Genomic DNA, 16671 nt, shown 5'->3' on the forward strand with positions numbered 1-16671 from the left:
ATTAATGACTATGTCCTTCGGGCATTACAGATGAAACGGCAGCTAGTTTTACTTGGTATACCCCTTTGACTACTGCTTTATCTCCGGCTTTTAGTCCTGAAAGTACTTGTACTCTGTCTCCATTACTTTGACCCAGGTTTACTTCTTGTTTTTTATAACCTTCTTCGTCTAGTTGCAGGTACACAAAGTTTAGGCCTTGCTCTTCTGTTACTGCTGATGTTGGTACTGAGATTATATTAGCTTGAGGCTTTGAGAGTAAATATACAGAAACAAACGAACCGGGGATAAAATCTCCTATATTATCAAATTCAAATGTCACCGGAATATAGAATGATTGTCCTCCCGAAGCCCTACCAAAAGAGAGTAATCTTCCGTTTAGATCCGATAGTTTGTAAACTGCATTATCATAAGCTGTTTGAAAATTTGCACTACTTATACTATTAAGACTCTTGAAATAGTTCTCAGATACTTCAGCGCGCAGTTGCAATCGGCGATTTTGTGAAACTGTTGCGATAGGCTGTCCAACTGATACATATTCTCCTTGGCTAACTAAGCGCTTTTTAATGTATCCGTTGATGGGTGAAGTTACTTTTACTCCATTCTTTGTCATACTTGCTGATTGCGCCTCGTATACTGTTTTGGCAGTTTCATACCGCAGGCGTACTTGCTCAAATTCTTTGGCAGAAATAATCTGTGTTTTTACGAGTCCTTCTGCACGTTGGTATTCCTTCTTTGCAGTTTCATAAGCAATTTGAGCTTTTGCTGCCGGATCACCCTCTAGCAAATTTTTAGCTGATATTGTAACAATGGCTTCCCCTGTTCGTATAGCTGCACCATCTGAAATTGATGGATTGGTAAAGGATACAATTCCGTTTGAAGTGGCTACAATGGTTGCTTCATCACCTTGTGCCGACAATATTTGCCCACTTGTTTTAATTACATAAGAGAAAGTGCCGGGGGTAACCGTTTCTGTTTTTAAACCTACCGCTTCGGCTTGTTTCTTTGTAAAAGAAATTTCCTCACTATGCCCTCCTTCGTGGTCGTGTCCATCGCCTTCAGAATGGTCGTGTCCATCGCCTTCTGCATGTTCGTGAGATTCTTTACTCGCTTGATTTTTATTGTTGGAACTACAGCCTGAAGCAATCATTGCTGCTACAATAAATAAACTTGTGATGTACGTTTTCATCTTTTTATTTTTATAATTTAATAGATAAGGAAAAACCGCCTTTTTGTCCGTTATAGTAAGGATAAAAAGCTATTTTATTCCTGTTTTTATGATTTTTTGAAAATGCTTTATCAACGGAAGGATATATCCAATAGGCTAGTTTGGTGCATAATATTCCCAGTCCGGCTCCAAAGGCCACATCGCCTACCCAATGCTTGTTATTGTATACCCTGAATACACCTGTTCCTGCGGCAATTGTATATCCCGCTATGCCGTACCAAACAGAAACGTTCTTGTATTCCTGCCATAAAAATTCGGCTCCCATAAAAGCTATTGCCGTATGTCCCGAAGGAAATGAGTTAGAAGCTGATTTATCGGGTCGTTCTTTTCTTACGGTGTATTTTATGCTATTTATGCTAATAGCGGCGAATAGGGAAGACAATCCTAATATAATACTCCTGTCTCTGAGATTGTTTTTCCCTTTTATTCCTGCTAAATTTAGCGCATAAACACTTGCTGCCGGGATGTATTGAGTTATGTTGTCAATCTGAAATCGTTCAGGTTTATGAACTATAACTTCGTGCCCTATAGCATAGTTGAGCATTCGCCGCTTGATTGATACTGCTGTTTCTACTGTGCCGTATAACATAAGGGTTGCCGGAATGAACAACTGATTATACGAAAATTTTAGTGTATCAGGCGTTTTTATGCTATCACCTTCTGTTTCACTTTGATTCCCATTATTTGTATGAGCCATTGTGATGCGAGAACATATAAGCATGATGCAAATTATGCAAGTGCACTTTTTTTCTAGATACATTGCTAACCGTTGTTTTTCGGTTTTCATACAACAGAGAACCGAATTATAAATAAAGATATTTATATGCCTATCTGTATATCCAATAAAGCATATTTGGATATACAAAGGTTATTATCCTAATTCTGAATTAGGATATTAGGCTAATTAAGCAAGTATGTGGGGTGGGGCACGCAAACCATGAAATTGGCTTGCTTCTGCGGAGGTATAGAATGATACATTATTCCCCCATTCAGGTTGCGAACTTGAACTAACCTCCGGATAAAGCAGGAAGTCTACACCGAGGTAAAGAATAGGGAAGATATGGAAGTGTTGAGGGTTATCGCAGGAGTGAACCTTGCATTTTATCCCGTCATCTGTTTTCCGAATGGCAAAAGCTGATTCAAGAGAGCATGACCTGCTGTGACTTTTATCATTATGTGTATGCCCGGTAAGCTTGTCACTGATAGCAGAATCTTGTTCACATTTCTCTTTTATTATACAAACGCCCCCATTATGATGATGATGCGGTACAATTGTTAACACTAAAAACATTAGAGTTGCCAGTGTTAAGAAAAATATGTTAGCTCCTTTTTTCACTAAAAGATATATTTTGTGCCAAAGATGGTGATTTATATCTAAAATTCAAAATAAATTAGTTGTTTTTATCTAATTAATACTTGTTTTTTGTTTCTTTTTAGTATTTGGAATAACGGCATAATTCCTCTAGTGATAATAACAATGCTTTGGCGAAGCACGATCTCCTAATGCAAGTGAACTTTCATAATCATCTATTTTAAATAAGACCGGTTAGACAGCGAATTAATTTTTCTGCTATATTTGTGACAGATTAAAAAAGTAACAAAAGCATTTTCAGGCCAAAGTAACTTTCGATGCCGGCTGGTACGTTAGCATCCGTTTGGAAGGCAATGAAAATGCTCCTTTATTTCTCTCTTTCCAAGGAAGCTATAACGAAGAAGAAAAGGCAAGCTTCACTGGAGGGGTTACTCTCAACCTAATGGTGGAAGATGTCGATGCTTGCTACAACCAGATTAAGCCAAGCGGAGTGCAGTTTATTGAAGAGATTGCCGACCATGAATGGGGCGACAGAGCTTTCAGACTATATGATCCGATAGGGAATGTGCTCTATGTTTATTCCGAACGTGAGCTCGATGAAAAATATAAAAGCGCGGTAAAAGAATAAAAACAAGTAAGAGGATATTTGAAATGAAATTTATATTGCGAAAATTCAAAGAGTCCGATTTAGCAAGCTTGGTGAAATATGCCAATAACTATAACATTGCCAAGTTTCTAACCAATATGTTTCCACATCCCTATACAGAAGAAAATGGCAAGGATTATTTATCATTGGCAATAAACCATCCCGGCATTTTTGCCATTGATGTTGACGGAGAGGTGGTTGGTTCTATCGGTCTGTTACCGCAGACTGATATTCATCAAAAAAGTGCCGAACTAGGCTATTGGCTGGCAGAACCCTTTTGGGGCAATGGCATAGTGCCTCAAGCGATAGGCGAAATAGTGGAGTATGGCTTTAAAACCTTTGATATTGTGCGCATATACGCACGTCCATTTTCAACCAATCGAGCATCGCAGCGGGTATTGGAGAAAGCCGGCTTTACATGCGAGGCACGACATAAAAAGGCTTTGTATAAAAACGGTGAGTTTATGGACGAGCTGGTTTATGTGACATTTAAAGATGAGTGTTGAGGAATGAGGTTTGATGGGCTATATACATAATTTGTGTTTTAAACAAAATTAAACTTTTGCAAATTTAATATAAAAGGTAACATTGGATGACTTAGATATTAGTATTTCTGAAAAGAATAAGTCTATCTTTACTAAAGATAACTCAATAGAAATGAAGTATTTCCTATCCATATCGTTATTGCTGCTTGTGATGCATTTGACAGTGCACCCCATCTTATCGCTTCATTTCTGCTCAGGCAAGCTTGCTTCTACTGAGTTTTTTAGTGTACAAGAACATGATGATTGCTGCGGAAACAGTTCTTCGCAAGAACAAGATACTACAGGTAAGGGACAACACTTGGTTAAAGAAAAATGCTGCCATACCTCTGTACTTAGATTATCGGGTGATGAATTTGAACATATAAGGTATGCAAATTATTTGCATACCTTAAAACCTGTGTTGTTTCTTTCTGTCAGAACCATTGTATCATTTTTACTTTCTTCTGATTTAGTATCTTCTCTAAATAGTTATGCTCCTCCGGAGCAATTATTCACTACGGGCAGGAAACTTCTAGCTCGCATCTGTATTCTTGTTATTTGATTCATACAAACTTCTTTATGAATAAAGGAGGAATTATAGTGCAGTATTTGCAAACATAATATTGCACTGGAATGTTATATGTGAAAATAGTTAACCATACTAGCCGCATATATTCCGATCATAGTAAAATGCCTGTCTACTTTGGTCATTGTAAATCAAATAAAAACACATATATGTTGAATAAAATTATCAAATTCTTTTTAGATAATCGTCTGGTGACAATACTTTTGTTGCTGGTATTGGTTGTCGGGGGATTGGCTACTGCCCCCTTTAATTGGCATGGAGGCTTGATCCCGCGTGATCCGATTGCTGTGGATGCTATTCCTGATATAGGCGACAACCAACAAATTGTAGCCACCGAATGGATGGGACGCTCGCCTAAAGATATTCAGGAACAAATTACTTATCCACTTACCACATCATTGCTCGGTATTCCAGGAGTTAGAACTATTCGTAGTACTTCGATGTTTGGGATGTCATTCATCTACGTTGTTTTTGAGGATAATATTGAGTTTTATTGGAGTCGATCGCGGATACTTGAAAAACTCAATTCGCTTCCTGCCGGAACACTGCCTCAAGGTGTACAACCTACGCTAGGACCCGATGCTACAGCATTGGGCCAGATATTTTGGTACACGCTTGAAGGTCGCGATTCTAAGACTGGTAAACCTACAGGAGGTTGGGACCCGGATGAATTGCGCACAATACAAGATTTCTATGTGAAGTACTCTCTCTCTACAGCACGTGGAGTTTCAGAAGTAGCCTCTATCGGAGGTTTCGTTAAAGAATATCAGGTAGAACTGAGCCCAAATGCAATGCGCTCCTTCGGTGTTTCAATTATGGACGTAATGAGTGCTATACAGAAGAGTAATATTGATATTGGGGCTGAGACCGTAGAAATAAACCGGGTGGAATATCTTATTCGCGGACTTGGGTATATCAAGAATATTAAAGATATTGAAGAGGCTGTAATCGCGGCACGTAATGGCGTTCCGGTGCGTATTAAAGATGTGGCATTTGTTACCACGGGGCCTGCACCTCGTCGAGGCGGTTTGGATAAAGAAGGAGTCGAAGCGGTTGGTGCCGTTGTTGTAGCTCGTTTTGGTTCTAATCCGTTGGAAGTGATAGATAACGTTAAAGCTAAAATAAAAGAAATAGAGCCTGGGTTACCGCAAAAAACATTGGCAGACGGTACTGTATCTAAAGTGACAGTTGTACCGTTCTATGATCGTACAGGAATCATTAAAGAAACTATTGGAACTCTTGAAAGCGCTCTTTCACATGAAATATTGATTGTGATTATCGTCATTATTGTACTGGTTTTCAACTTACGGGCATCTATTATTATTTCTAGCTTACTACCCATTGCAGTATTGGCTACCTTTATGATGATGAAGTTGACAGGCATTAGTGCTAATATCGTTGCTTTGTCGGGCATTGCCATTGCTATTGGAGTCGTGGCAGATGTAGGTGTGGTTTTTGTAGAGAGCATTATACGATATAAAGAAATGCCTGAAAATAAGCACATACAAGGAGGTAAAACTTTGTTGAAAATAATTTACGCTTCCGTGTGCGAAGTCTCTGTACCTATAGCCACCGCAATGATAACTACCATTGTTAGTTTTATTCCGGTTTTCGCAATGGAAGGTCAGGAAGGTAAACTTTTCTCACCTCTTGCTTATACTAAGACCTATGTATTGGGATTTGCATTTTTGATTGGTGTTGTTATTTTACCTACAATAGCCTATTTGGTGTTTGCTGTGAAAATTCATTCAGCTAAGATGCGCCAGATCGGTAACTGGTTATTGGTCGTTGCAGGTGTCATATTGGCAATCTGGTTTGGTAATATCATTGCTCTTGGATTAACGGTTATAGGAGTTAACAACCTGACATCACATTTGTGGAAAAATATACAAATGAATACATATATAAATTTAGCAATTACCTTACTTATAGCTGTCCACTTCTTGGCTGATGAATGGTTACCTTTGGGTCCCGAGCGCGGATTCTTCCTTAACATTCTTTTTGTGGCATTGGCAGTAGGTGCGGTGCTGGCGGTGTTATGGGTGCTGGTAATTTATTATGAACGTATTCTGCGTTGGAGTTTATCACATCGAACGATATTCTTGCTGATACCATTTTCCACTATTGTTTTTGGTGTTACCATTTGGTTGGGATTCGATCGGACATTTGGGTTCCTCTCATTCGGCTCGCAAAAAATCCGTGCTTCTGCTGTTTGGCAGTCAGCAGTGAAGCGATTTCCTGGTGTGGGACAGGAATTTATGCCTACACTTAATGAAGGAACTTTCTTGCTTATGCCTACCAGTATGCCTTACACGGGTGTTGAGCAGAACCTAGAATTGATTGGTACGCTCGATAAACGTATTTCTCATATTCCTGAAGTTGAACAAACAGTTGGTAAGTGGGGACGTGTAAATTCTGCTCTTGATCCTGCTCCAATACAAATGTATGAAAACACGATCAACTATCGTTCCGAATATGCTTTAAATGAGGACGGACAGCGAGGTCGATTCAAAGTAGACAAGGATGGAGCATTCGTTTTAAAAAACGGTAGTCTTTATCAGCCTGCCAATGGATTTCGACGTGTACCCGTTGACAGTTTGATACGGGATAGCAAAGGTGATTACCTTCGCCAATGGAGGCCTGAGATACGTAGCACCAATGATATTTGGCAACAAATTGTTAATGCCAGTCACTTGCCCGGGCTCACTTCCTCGCCTAAACTTCAACCTATTGAGGCTCGATTGGTAATGCTCTCTACAGGTATGCGTGCTCCAATGGGTATTAAAATTTACGGACCCGATCTTGAAGCAATCGAAACTGCAGGCAAAGATATTGAGCAGGCTTTGAAAAGTATTTCTTCCATTGTACCCTCATCGGTATTCTACGACCGTGCGGTAGGTGCTCCCTATATTGAGATAGAACTCAATAGGCAAAATATGGCACGTTATGGCATTACGATTGCCGACTTGCAGGAGGTCATATCGGCAGCAGTTGGAGGCATGCCGCTTACTACTACAGTAGAAGGCAGAGAACGTTACCCGGTACGGTTACGCTATCCGCGCGAACTTCGGAGTAACCCTGATGAACTGACTAAATTGTTGGTAGTCACATCAACAGGCGTACAGATACCGTTGGGTGAGGTAGCCGAGATACATTATTCAAAAGGAGCACAAATGATTCAGAGTGAGAATACATTTTTGATGGGTTATGTTATTTTTGATAAGTTGCAAGGACGCGCTGAAGTCGACGTGGTGAAGGATGCGCAACAAATACTGGCTCAAAAAATACAAAATGGCACATTGCTGCTTCCTAAGGGGGTAAGTTATCAATTTGCCGGTAATTATGAGCAACAAGAACGGGCTACACAGCGGTTAATGTTGATCATTCCCTTGGTATTATTGTTAGTGCTGCTTATTCTTTACTTTCAGTTCCGTACGTTGACGGCTTCCATCATTCATTTCTCCGGAGTCTTTGTCGCCTTTTCCGGTGGTTTCATCATGTTGTGGCTTTACGGACAGGATTGGTTTATGAACTTCTCATTTTCCGGAGTGAACATGCGTGAACTGTTTCAAATGCATTCTATTAATCTAAGTGTAGCTGTATGGGTCGGATTTATAGCTCTCTTTGGTGTAGCCACAGATGATGGAGTACTGATGGGATCATACATTCACGACGTATTTCTTAAGCGTAATCCGCAAACGAAAGAAGATATTCGCGAGGCAGTAATTTACGCCGGGCTCAAACGTGTCCGTCCGGCAGCCATGACTACTGCCACCACGCTCATTGCCTTGTTGCCGGTGCTTACCTCAACAGGGAAAGGTGCCGAGATTATGGTGCCTATGGCTATTCCTACCTTTGGCGGTATGCTTATTCAGTCAATGACAATGTTCGTAGTTCCCGTATTTCAATGCATGTGGCGCGAGCGGGTCATCCGGAGAGAATTTAAAAAGAATGTAGAACCTCAAAACGAAGAAACAAATGAAGCGTAGTATCCTCTTTATGTTATTCATAATATACATAGCGGCAGAGAAGCAAGTATTTGCTCAGGCTGATTCGCTGATGCACTACTTAACGGTGGCAGCGGAGAATAATCCAGCTTTGCGGGTAGAATTTCTCAATTATCGGGCTAGTCTCGAAAAGATACCTCAGGCAGGAGCTATCCCCGACCCGCAACTAGAGATGGGTTTCTTTTTGAAACCCATGGAAATTATAGACGGTAAGCAAGTGGCTGATTTTAAATTGATGCAGATGTTTCCCTGGTTCGGTACTCGACGTGCAGCACGAAGTGAGATGGCTGAAATGGCACGTATGTCTTACGAGCAGTTTCGTCAAAAAAGAGAAAATCTGTTCTTTGATGTGAAAAGTGCCTGGTGGGGATTGCAAAATTTACAGCAACAATTGACGAATATAGGCGAGAACAAAGTGTTGCTTACGTCTTTGAAAACCCTTGCTTTGCAACGATTTGCATCCCCGTTGACCCAGGGTGTAAGCAACAGTGGAGGAGCCGCACGGAATATGTCAGCAACCACATCGCTCCCTCCGGCTGGAGGAATGAGTAGTGAAATGGGAGGCATGGCTACTACCGGTGCAACAGGTGTCATGGCAAATCCATCGTCGTCAGGCGCACAAACATCATCGGGTATGGGAAAAATGCCGGGAAGCAGTGGTATGACTGCCGGTTCTCAGGGTGGCATGTCTAATGTGCTTCGTATCGATATGGAACTGAATGAACTTCTCAATGAAGAGCAGGCAATATTGTCTCAAATAACGTCTGCAACAGCAAAGTTCAACACACTGCTGAATCGTTCGGCAGATGAAGTGATTGTACTTCCCGATACAATTACACAACTTGCATTTTCCGTTGATAACAGTTCTATGCTCGAAGCAATTCGCCGTCAGAATCCCATGTTAAGTATGGCTACAGCCGAAGCTGCTGCTTACGAGGCCAAGCTGCGCATGGATAAGCGCATGGGGTTACCCATGATAGGTATTGGTTTACAGTATTCCGTTATCAGCAAGCGCATGGCTATGGGAATTCCTACCACAGATATGAATGGCAAAGACATGCTGATGCCTATGCTTTCGCTCACTATCCCTTTGTATCGTAATAAATATCGGGCACAACAGAACGAAAGTCGGCTGATGCGTGAGGCGGCAGCAGATAAATACCAAAGCGCACTCAATGATCTTACAGCAGAATACCTTTCCGTTCGTGAGCAGTTGGCCAATGCACAGCGCAAGATAACTCTCTACGAGCAACAGCGACAATTGGCACTTGTTACTTACCAATTGGCTGTGAATGAGTTTGCCGCCGGAATTGGCTCCATCGCCAATGTACTCGATGTTGAACGTCAGTTACTCGACTATAAACTTAAACGCAGTGAGGCAGTTGCTACCTATAACACGGTCATAGCAATGATAGAGAATTTATTGTCGGATACTCAAACAGAATAAAAAGATGAAAAAAAATATGAAACTTTTCAAGAACAGAACAATACAAGCCATTCTGCTCGTTTTGGCAGGGTTATTTGTCGGCTGGATAATTTTCGGTACTTCGGAAGTTCCGAGCAGTAGTAAAGCAGAGCACAACCATATTGCTGATGCAAAGAAGCAGCTATGGACCTGCTCCATGCATCCTCAGATACGTAAGGAGGAGCCGGGTAAATGCCCCATTTGTGGTATGGACCTGATACCGTTACGCTCTGGAGGAGGTTCGAGTGACATTCCGGAAGGAGCCATGCAGATGTCCGAAGAAGCTACTGCATTGGCAAATATACAGACTTCTGTAGTCAACCGTAAAAACCCCGTTAAAGAAATGTTACTTTATGGAGTAATTGCTCCCGATGAACGTAGTCTGCAATCGCAGGCCGCTCATGTGTCAGGTCGTATTGAGCGACTCTATGTTGACTTTACAGGTGAAACTGTTCAGCGAGGACAAACGTTAGCTTCTGTTTATTCACCCGAACTTTTTGCTGCGCAACAAGAGTTGCTCGAAGCTTTGAAGATGACGCCCGCCCAACCACAACTGGTGGCAGCCGCACGTGATAAATTGAAATTGTGGAAGCTAACTGATGCGCAAATAGCCACTATTCAATCGAGAGGTATTGTTTCTTCTACCGTAGATATAAAAGCAAATACCAGCGGAATTGTTACCGCCAAACGAGTGAGCGAAGGTGATTACGTTCCTCAAGGTGGTGTACTGTTTGATGTGGCGAATCTGTCTAAAGTATGGGCTATGTTTGAAGCCTACGAAGCCGATCTTGCTTTTCTGCGTAAGGGTGATAAACTGAGTTTTACGTTGCAAGCAATACCCGGTAAAACGTTCAACGGCATTATTTCTTTCATTGACCCCATTTTGGATAAAACCACCCGTACGGCTAAAATCCGCGTGGAAGTCTCGAATCCCGATTTACGCATAAAGCCTGAGATGTATGCCACAGCCAAAGTTAATGCCCGTTTGCAGCAATACAATAATCAGATTGTGATTCCGCAAAGTGCAGTTTTATGGACGGGTAAACGATCTATTGTTTATGTAGCTCTTTCCGATTATGACACACCTGTTTATCAACTCAGGGAGGTAGAACTTGGTCCCTCGTTAGGAGATTCTTATGTTGTATTGAGTGGACTTAATGACGGTGAAACCATCGTTACTAACGGAGCCTTTGCCATTGATGCGTCGGCACAACTTGAAGGCAAACGTAGCATGATGAATGACCGCTCAACACATGTCATGACCGGACATGAAGGACATCAGATGCAATCGGCGAAAGCCTCTTCAACCCATGCCATGCTTGGCGTGCAGGGCAACTGTAACATGTGTAAAGAGCGCATTGAGAAAGCAGCGTTGGGAGTCAAAGGTGTATCGTCTGCCATGTGGGATGCTACAGCAAAGAAACTTCATTTAGACTTCAATGCTTCGGTAACCAACCTGCCGGTCATCAGCAAAGCGATAGCCAAGGTAGGCCATGATACCGAGAAAGACAAAGCTTCGCAAAAGGTGTACGATGCCTTGCCCGAATGTTGTAAATACAGAACCAAATAATATTAATAATTTAAAAATTACAAATTATGAAGAAAGTATTTTTGATGTTAACTATTGTTGCCTTCTCTTCAGTGGTTGTTAATGCACAATCCCATGTTGGCCATCATGCCACCACTACACAAAAGGCTAAAACCTCTTCAACCCATGCCATGCTTGGTGTGCAGGGCAACTGTGACATGTGTAAAGCACGTATTGAGAAAGCGGCGTTGGGAGTCAAAGGTGTGTCGTCTGCCATGTGGGAGGCCAAGGATCAGAAGCTTCATGTGAATTATAATGCTTCGGTAACCAACCTGTCGGCTATCAGTAAAGCAATAGCTAAGGTAGGCCATGATACCGAGAAGGACAAGGCTATACCAGAGGTTTATAAAGCCTTACCCGGATGTTGTAAATACAAGAAGTAAGAAAGATATCGCAGCTGCCGGCGGAAAAAAAGCCGGCAGCTGCGATTAAAATATACAGGACATTAAAGACTTTGCTATATTTGTGAAATATTAAAAACCAACTATGAGAATATCCGAAATGAAATTTATATTGCGAAAATTCAAAGAGTCCGATTTAGCAAGCTTGGTGAAATATGCCAATAACTATAACATTGCCAAGTTTCTAACTAATATGTTTCCACATCCCTATACAGAAGAAAATGGCAAGGACTATTTATCACTGGCAATAAACCATCCTGGTATTTTTGCCATTGATGTTGACGGAGAGGTGGTTGGCTCTATCGGTCTGTTCCCGCAGACTGATATTCATCAAAAAAGTGCCGAACTAGGCTATTGGCTGGCAGAACCCTTTTGGGGAAATGGCATAGTCCCCCAAGCGATAGGCGAAATAGTGGAGTATGGTTTTAAAACCTTTGATATTGTGCGCATATACGCACGTCCGTTCTCAACCAATCGAGCCTCGCAGCGGGTATTGGAGAAAGCTGGCTTCACATGCGAGGCGCGACATAAAAAGGCTTTGTACAAAAACGGTGAGTTTATGGACGAGTTGGTTTATGTGATGTTTAAAGATGAGTGTTAAGAAGTGAAGATTTATGGGCTGTACAAGAGTTATATCTCTTAATGTAATGGTCGTTAACTTAATGACCATTATATTAATATTGTTATGAAATTCTATAATAGAATTTAGGAATTTGAATTTCTGAAGAATAAGCAGCTTATAAGTATTGATTATAAGCACAAATGCACTCAAATTATGAAGCTTATTTTTGGACATAAATATCAGCTATAATTTACTGTTAGTGGTTATAGCTGATATATTTTTATTTTTATTCAGGGAGTTGTATTGGTTATTTATTATTGTCGTTAGCCATATCAAAGTTATTAAGGGAATTATTTAACTTCTTGATTGTTTTACTTATATATCATATTACCCATACTGAGCTATATGCATACTGAGCTAATTGTTTTGTTCTATCTGCTATATCTGCTTCATTGAATTCTGCTTTATTTTCATAGTCTGATATGGTTACCGACACCTTTTCAATTACTTAATTTAAAAACGGTAAATTTGCACGAAGAAAAAAGACGTTCAATATGGATAAGCAAACATGGGGAAGCAAGTTGAAATAATTGCGTTCCATCATCAGAAAAGAATTATTTATTGACGAAGCGAAAACATTGGCACTCCAGTTGCATGAAATGGTTTACACATCAGAAATGTCTGGTACCAACCAGCGTACCTTTGAAGACGAGTTATGGGAAGATCTAAGTGAGGAAACAGCACGAAAAGCCGTCAATACAAAAGGGCGAACGGTAGTGTACGGCATTTGGCACGCCACCCGCATAGAAGATATCACCATGAATCTACTTGTTGCTGCCGATGATCAGATCTTTGAGAAGGAGAATTGGGCTGCCCGAATAAACGCATCGGTGAAGCATACAGGCAACTCACTTGATAAAAAAGAGATACTTCGTTTCTCGGAACGTATTGACATCAATGAGCTGCGTGTCTACAGAATGGCGGTTGCGCGACAGAGCGAAAATATTATTCGTCGTTTAAAACCGGAGGATATGAAACGCGACGTACATCAGGCAAATCTCCAGCGGATATTAAACGAACAGGCTGTTGACGATGTGCCGTCGGCCAACTGGCTGATTGATTTTTGGGGCAAGAAAGATGTGGCGGGCATCATACTCATGCCCTGCCTGAGACATCAACTGGTTCATCTCAATGAGTCAATGGAGGCAAAGAGGCGCAAGAAATAGGTTCGTGCGATTTATACAAACCGCATATTTCGTTTCACTTCATCGATATTCTCCACATCGGTTAGCAGTTCAAGTAATTTAAAGGCCACGTCGAGAGCGGTTGCCGGTCCGGTAGAGGTAATGATGTTATGGTCAACCACCAATGGGCGTAAGGCAGAGCCATCGTTCAACGCAATTTCTTTTCGAAGCACAAACTATTTGGGAAATCTTTATACTGACCGTAGTTCTCTATTCTTTCGTATCCGCATCGGGCGTAGAGTCCTATGGCTTCCGGCTGTCCAGATCCTGTTTCAAGTACAGCTTTTGAGTAGCCCTGTTCCTTCGCCCAAGCTTCCAACTCGCCCAGTACCTGTTTTGAAATCTTCCGTCCCCTGTAATCAGGTGCGACGAATATGCGTTTCATTTCAACCGTGTCACTGTCATACTCTTTGAAACAGCCACACCCCACAGGCTTGTCCCCGTCGAAGGCTACAATTACAGTGGCTATGGAATCAACCTTGTTGAACTTGTCATATTCTGATTGCTCCCTTTGGTATCGCTTATTTAAGTCATTATCGAGCTGAGCTATCGAATGGTTGAAGTCTTTGTTTTCACCTTGAGTCCGTTTTGTCGTTATTACATTCATCTATTCATAGATTATAGTTATATGCGATAAAGATACTTCTTTTTCCCGTTGTTTTCTACCAAATTTCTCTCCTTAATTTCCTCCCCAACAATTAAAAATCCTACGCCAACTTTTTAAAATCCTAGGCGTAGAAATAAAAATCGCAGGCGAACAATAAAATATTAATGGTAATTATATAACACATAAATAACGCATTATATATATGATGTGTAAAATAATTGTTTTTTATAAAATATCAGTATTGCAATATTTTTTCTTGATAAAATAAATTTAATTTATAGCTATTATGTCAATTATTATATTTAAGTCTGCATTAATAAAAAGGAAAAGCATTATTGTTAATTTATAAAATGTCGTGCACGACTCTAAGAAAAACGGACTCTAAAACTATTTCAGACCGTCCATCTGTTAAGCTTCAAAAAGCATCTCACCCATATCTCAAAAACGCCCTGATTGCCATCAGCGATTGGCGGTACATTGATTCGTAAGAGAAATCATTACAGTGCGATTTGTCGACTCAACCAAAACTCAACCCGAATCTTCTTATCTATATTTTTAATATAATATTAATATATTGGGGTGAAAAGTGAGGTGAAAACGATTTTTTGTTACATCTGCAATCCGCTGATTTTCAATCAATTAAAAGCATATTTCTAGGGGTGAAAAGTGAGGTGAATAATTTTTGGTTATTTATTTCAACAAAATTAGGCGTGCGGAAACCCGCTTGTACAGCCTGATTGAGCCCTTAACACATTTAAAATCTCTATTTATGGATTCTATCGACGGTAAAGAGCCTGCCAAGGATTATCTGCTTTTTCAGGAAGAGTTGCTCGAAGTGATTAAAAAGCTCAGCGACAAGCCGCTCACCGAGCGGGAGGCGTTCTTCGCCATGTTCATCAAGGTCAACTACAAAGACGAGATCCTCGAGATCAAAGGGCAAAAGGTGTTCTACAGAAGGGGTGAATCGGTTCTTAGCAAAGGATCTAGGCAACGTATATTTCGGTCACAACCCCAGCATAACGTGTATCGGCGATTACGTGCCGCCTATTGAATGGATGCAGAGAAACAGTAAACAGATTGCGAAAAATGAGTAAAGTGGCACAGCGGGACTTAAAACAACCTTAGCGAGCGTTTAAAGAAAAGGGATGTATTACATCACAAAAAAGGGGAGCCGTTTACGGTTCCCCTAAATGTTCCACAATCAGCTCCACCTGGCGACGGGTGAAATAGTGGTCGTTTTTCCCTTCTCTGCCGCTGTAAAGCGCATCATACAAGTCTTCGTTTTTGCGTATCCAGTTACGCAGTTTGCGCATGGCCGACTCCACGGGCAACCCCGGATTGTACAAATGGGCCAAGATGCCTTTGTGGTAGGCTCGCACCCTGAACGGTTCGTCTTCTTTCATCAGTTTATCTTATTGGTTTACTCTTGTAAATTTACATATTTACGAGCAGAAAAGCAAGTTTTTCAAGGAAAAACAAGGGCTTTTCATCAAATAAAAACAATGCACGGTTTGGGTGGTAAAGTACGGTACAAAGGCTTTTTAGCAGGTTGTATCTTTGTTGTACCGGAGCGGGAAACAGGGTTGGTGAGCAGCCCAGATCCGCGTTTCGGAAAAGAGTATTAATCATTTAATCTATTACAACATGAGTGTACCTGTTACAGTAGTGGCCCGAAAAAATCCTGCCAAGCAGAACGAGCCCGAAAAGTTTTATGCCATGGCCCAGGCGGCGGGCGAAATGAATTTCCGCAGTTTGTGCAAAGATGCCTCTGAAGGCTGCACGGTGATGCGTGCCGATATCGCAGCAGTGCTCTACGCACTGATCGATAGCATGATGAAGAGTCTGGCCAAAGGGGAGATTGTGCGCTTCGGCGACTTCGGCAGCTTCCAGGTAGGGGTAAGCAGCACGGGAGTGGAAAAGAAGGATGATTTCAGTGCCAATCAGGTGAAGGGCGCACACATCATTTTCCGCCCCGGCATTGACCTCACCGAGATGATCAAGACGCTGACCTTCAAGAAGAAGACAGTGGGCAAGGTGGTAGCCGAGAATGAGTTGCCGGGTGAGAATACGGGTGGCAATACCGGAGGAAACACCGGAGGCAATACGGGTGATGATGATGATCCTAATGGATAATTTGTTAACCAAAAGTAACGGATGTGCAAACGTCCGTTACTTGATTGTCAGTATTTAAGAATATACGAATTTTGTTTAATCTATAAGGATAATTGAATATGAAAACCATTATTTTGAAAGTTTTGGAGTGTACCAAGGTGATTCTTCCGTTTTTCGTAAAAACGAATAAAAAGGACAGCAAGGAGTTTAGCGACCTCATCAAGGGGCAGTACGAGTTCCTGGTGGCTCAGCTGGAGAAGGTGCTCAAAGATTACTTTGAGACCAGTGAAAAGGTTCGTGAAATGCACACCGAGCTATTCGCCTTGAAAACGCAGCTGGCGGCAGCGCTGGCGCAGCAGTGTGCAGCCAAGGAGTGTTCATCCAGAATGTAG

General features: G+C 41.4%; 17 protein-coding genes and 1 pseudogene. 12 read left to right on the plus strand and 6 right to left on the minus strand.

Annotated elements, in window-relative coordinates:
* Position 1: 1 nt before the first annotated feature.
* The 3 genes from C511_RS0112630 to C511_RS17970 form a co-directional block, all read right to left on the minus strand.
* Positions 2–1186 carry an efflux RND transporter periplasmic adaptor subunit gene (locus C511_RS0112630; RefSeq protein WP_024997017.1) on the minus strand — a complete coding sequence of 395 codons (1185 nt, stop codon included), beginning with the start codon at positions 1184–1186 and terminating at the stop codon, positions 2–4.
* Positions 1187–1196: 10 nt separating this feature from the next.
* Positions 1197–1922: a phosphatase PAP2 family protein gene (locus C511_RS0112635; protein WP_226992546.1), complete on the minus strand. Its 726-nt coding sequence runs from the start codon at positions 1920–1922 to the stop codon at positions 1197–1199.
* 207 nt (positions 1923–2129) lie between these two features.
* Positions 2130–2561: a DUF6769 family protein gene (locus C511_RS17970; RefSeq protein ID WP_024997019.1), complete on the minus strand. Its 432-nt coding sequence runs from the start codon at positions 2559–2561 to the stop codon at positions 2130–2132.
* A 283-nt stretch (positions 2562–2844) separates the two neighbouring features.
* Here C511_RS17970 and C511_RS16865 point away from each other — a divergent pair.
* The 9 genes and pseudogenes from C511_RS16865 to C511_RS16870 all read left to right on the plus strand — a co-directional run.
* Positions 2845–3165, plus strand: a pseudogene (locus tag C511_RS16865) (VOC family protein); the annotation flags it as partial.
* Positions 3166–3188: 23 nt separating this feature from the next.
* Positions 3189–3689, plus strand: a complete 501-nt coding sequence (locus C511_RS0112650; RefSeq protein ID WP_024997021.1) for a GNAT family N-acetyltransferase — start codon at positions 3189–3191, stop codon at positions 3687–3689.
* An 82-nt stretch (positions 3690–3771) separates the two neighbouring features.
* Entirely contained in the window at positions 3772–4269 is a 498-nt protein-coding gene (locus C511_RS0112655; protein ID WP_024997022.1) for an HYC_CC_PP family protein, read from the plus strand.
* A 173-nt stretch (positions 4270–4442) separates the two neighbouring features.
* Positions 4443–8282 (plus strand): efflux RND transporter permease subunit, encoded by a 3840-nt coding sequence (locus C511_RS0112660; protein ID WP_027318228.1) that lies wholly within the window; start codon positions 4443–4445, stop codon positions 8280–8282.
* On the plus strand, positions 8272–9747 hold the full coding sequence (locus C511_RS0112665) for a TolC family protein (protein ID WP_024997023.1): 1476 nt from the start codon (positions 8272–8274) through the stop codon (positions 9745–9747). The genes C511_RS0112660 and C511_RS0112665 overlap by 11 nt, the downstream gene beginning before the upstream one ends.
* A 4-nt stretch (positions 9748–9751) precedes the next feature.
* Positions 9752–11335 carry an efflux RND transporter periplasmic adaptor subunit gene (locus C511_RS0112670; RefSeq protein ID WP_024997024.1) on the plus strand — a complete coding sequence of 528 codons (1584 nt, stop codon included), beginning with the start codon at positions 9752–9754 and terminating at the stop codon, positions 11333–11335.
* A gap of 26 nt (positions 11336–11361) precedes the next feature.
* Positions 11362–11736, plus strand: coding sequence for a heavy-metal-associated domain-containing protein (locus C511_RS0112675; protein ID WP_024997025.1), 375 nt, complete (start codon positions 11362–11364; stop codon positions 11734–11736).
* 118 nt (positions 11737–11854) lie between these two features.
* Positions 11855–12355 carry a GNAT family N-acetyltransferase gene (locus tag C511_RS0112680; protein ID WP_024997026.1) on the plus strand — a complete coding sequence of 167 codons (501 nt, stop codon included), beginning with the start codon at positions 11855–11857 and terminating at the stop codon, positions 12353–12355.
* A 638-nt stretch (positions 12356–12993) separates the two neighbouring features.
* Complete coding sequence (locus C511_RS16870) at positions 12994–13542, plus strand: DinB family protein (protein WP_211227697.1); 549 nt, start codon at positions 12994–12996, stop codon at positions 13540–13542.
* An 11-nt stretch (positions 13543–13553) separates the two neighbouring features.
* Here C511_RS16870 and C511_RS17975 read toward each other — a convergent pair whose 3' ends face one another.
* Positions 13554–13733, minus strand: a complete 180-nt coding sequence (locus tag C511_RS17975) for a hypothetical protein (RefSeq protein WP_148297744.1) — start codon at positions 13731–13733, stop codon at positions 13554–13556.
* Entirely contained in the window at positions 13709–14167 is a 459-nt protein-coding gene (locus C511_RS0112695; protein WP_027318229.1) for a GNAT family N-acetyltransferase, read from the minus strand. Before C511_RS0112695 ends, C511_RS17975 begins: the two co-directional genes overlap by 25 nt.
* Positions 14168–14936: 769 nt before the next feature.
* Between C511_RS0112695 and C511_RS0112700 the strand changes: the two genes are divergently transcribed.
* Positions 14937–15218, plus strand: a complete 282-nt coding sequence (locus tag C511_RS0112700; RefSeq protein WP_024997363.1) for a hypothetical protein — start codon at positions 14937–14939, stop codon at positions 15216–15218.
* A gap of 124 nt (positions 15219–15342) precedes the next feature.
* Here C511_RS0112700 and C511_RS0112705 read toward each other — a convergent pair whose 3' ends face one another.
* Positions 15343–15570, minus strand: coding sequence for a DUF4248 domain-containing protein (locus C511_RS0112705; RefSeq protein ID WP_027317654.1), 228 nt, complete (start codon positions 15568–15570; stop codon positions 15343–15345).
* Between the two features lie 241 nt (positions 15571–15811).
* Between C511_RS0112705 and C511_RS16875 the strand changes: the two genes are divergently transcribed.
* Positions 15812–16300, plus strand: coding sequence for an HU family DNA-binding protein (locus C511_RS16875; RefSeq protein WP_024995515.1), 489 nt, complete (start codon positions 15812–15814; stop codon positions 16298–16300).
* Positions 16301–16398: 98 nt separating this feature from the next.
* The gene (locus C511_RS0112720) at positions 16399–16671 is read left to right on the plus strand and encodes a hypothetical protein (protein ID WP_034782462.1); all 273 of its coding nucleotides are present in this window, start codon (positions 16399–16401) and stop codon (positions 16669–16671) included.

The organism is Bacteroides graminisolvens DSM 19988 = JCM 15093, from assembly GCF_000428125.1.
Taxonomy (GTDB): domain Bacteria; phylum Bacteroidota; class Bacteroidia; order Bacteroidales; family Bacteroidaceae; genus Bacteroides; species Bacteroides graminisolvens.

Excerpts from the sequence above, each read along its gene's own strand:
- C511_RS0112630 (WP_024997017.1), bottom strand. The coding sequence starts at position 1,186 with ATGAAAACGTACATCACAAGTTTATTTATTGTAGCAGCAATGATTGCT.
- C511_RS0112675 (WP_024997025.1), top strand. The coding sequence starts at position 11,362 with ATGAAGAAAGTATTTTTGATGTTAACTATTGTTGCCTTCTCTTCAGTG.
- C511_RS0112650 (WP_024997021.1), top strand. The coding sequence starts at position 3,189 with ATGAAATTTATATTGCGAAAATTCAAAGAGTCCGATTTAGCAAGCTTG.
- C511_RS0112680 (WP_024997026.1), top strand. The coding sequence starts at position 11,855 with ATGAAATTTATATTGCGAAAATTCAAAGAGTCCGATTTAGCAAGCTTG.
- C511_RS16870 (WP_211227697.1), top strand. The coding sequence starts at position 12,994 with ATGTCTGGTACCAACCAGCGTACCTTTGAAGACGAGTTATGGGAAGAT.
- C511_RS0112695 (WP_027318229.1), bottom strand. The coding sequence starts at position 14,167 with ATGAATGTAATAACGACAAAACGGACTCAAGGTGAAAACAAAGACTTC.
- C511_RS0112705 (WP_027317654.1), bottom strand. The coding sequence starts at position 15,570 with ATGAAAGAAGACGAACCGTTCAGGGTGCGAGCCTACCACAAAGGCATC.
- C511_RS16875 (WP_024995515.1), top strand. The coding sequence starts at position 15,812 with ATGAGTGTACCTGTTACAGTAGTGGCCCGAAAAAATCCTGCCAAGCAG.
- C511_RS0112670 (WP_024997024.1), top strand. The coding sequence starts at position 9,752 with ATGAAAAAAAATATGAAACTTTTCAAGAACAGAACAATACAAGCCATT.
- C511_RS0112700 (WP_024997363.1), top strand. The coding sequence starts at position 14,937 with ATGGATTCTATCGACGGTAAAGAGCCTGCCAAGGATTATCTGCTTTTT.
- C511_RS0112720 (WP_034782462.1), top strand. The coding sequence starts at position 16,399 with ATGAAAACCATTATTTTGAAAGTTTTGGAGTGTACCAAGGTGATTCTT.
- C511_RS0112660 (WP_027318228.1), top strand. The coding sequence starts at position 4,443 with ATGTTGAATAAAATTATCAAATTCTTTTTAGATAATCGTCTGGTGACA.
- C511_RS0112665 (WP_024997023.1), top strand. The coding sequence starts at position 8,272 with ATGAAGCGTAGTATCCTCTTTATGTTATTCATAATATACATAGCGGCA.
- C511_RS0112635 (WP_226992546.1), bottom strand. The coding sequence starts at position 1,922 with ATGGCTCATACAAATAATGGGAATCAAAGTGAAACAGAAGGTGATAGC.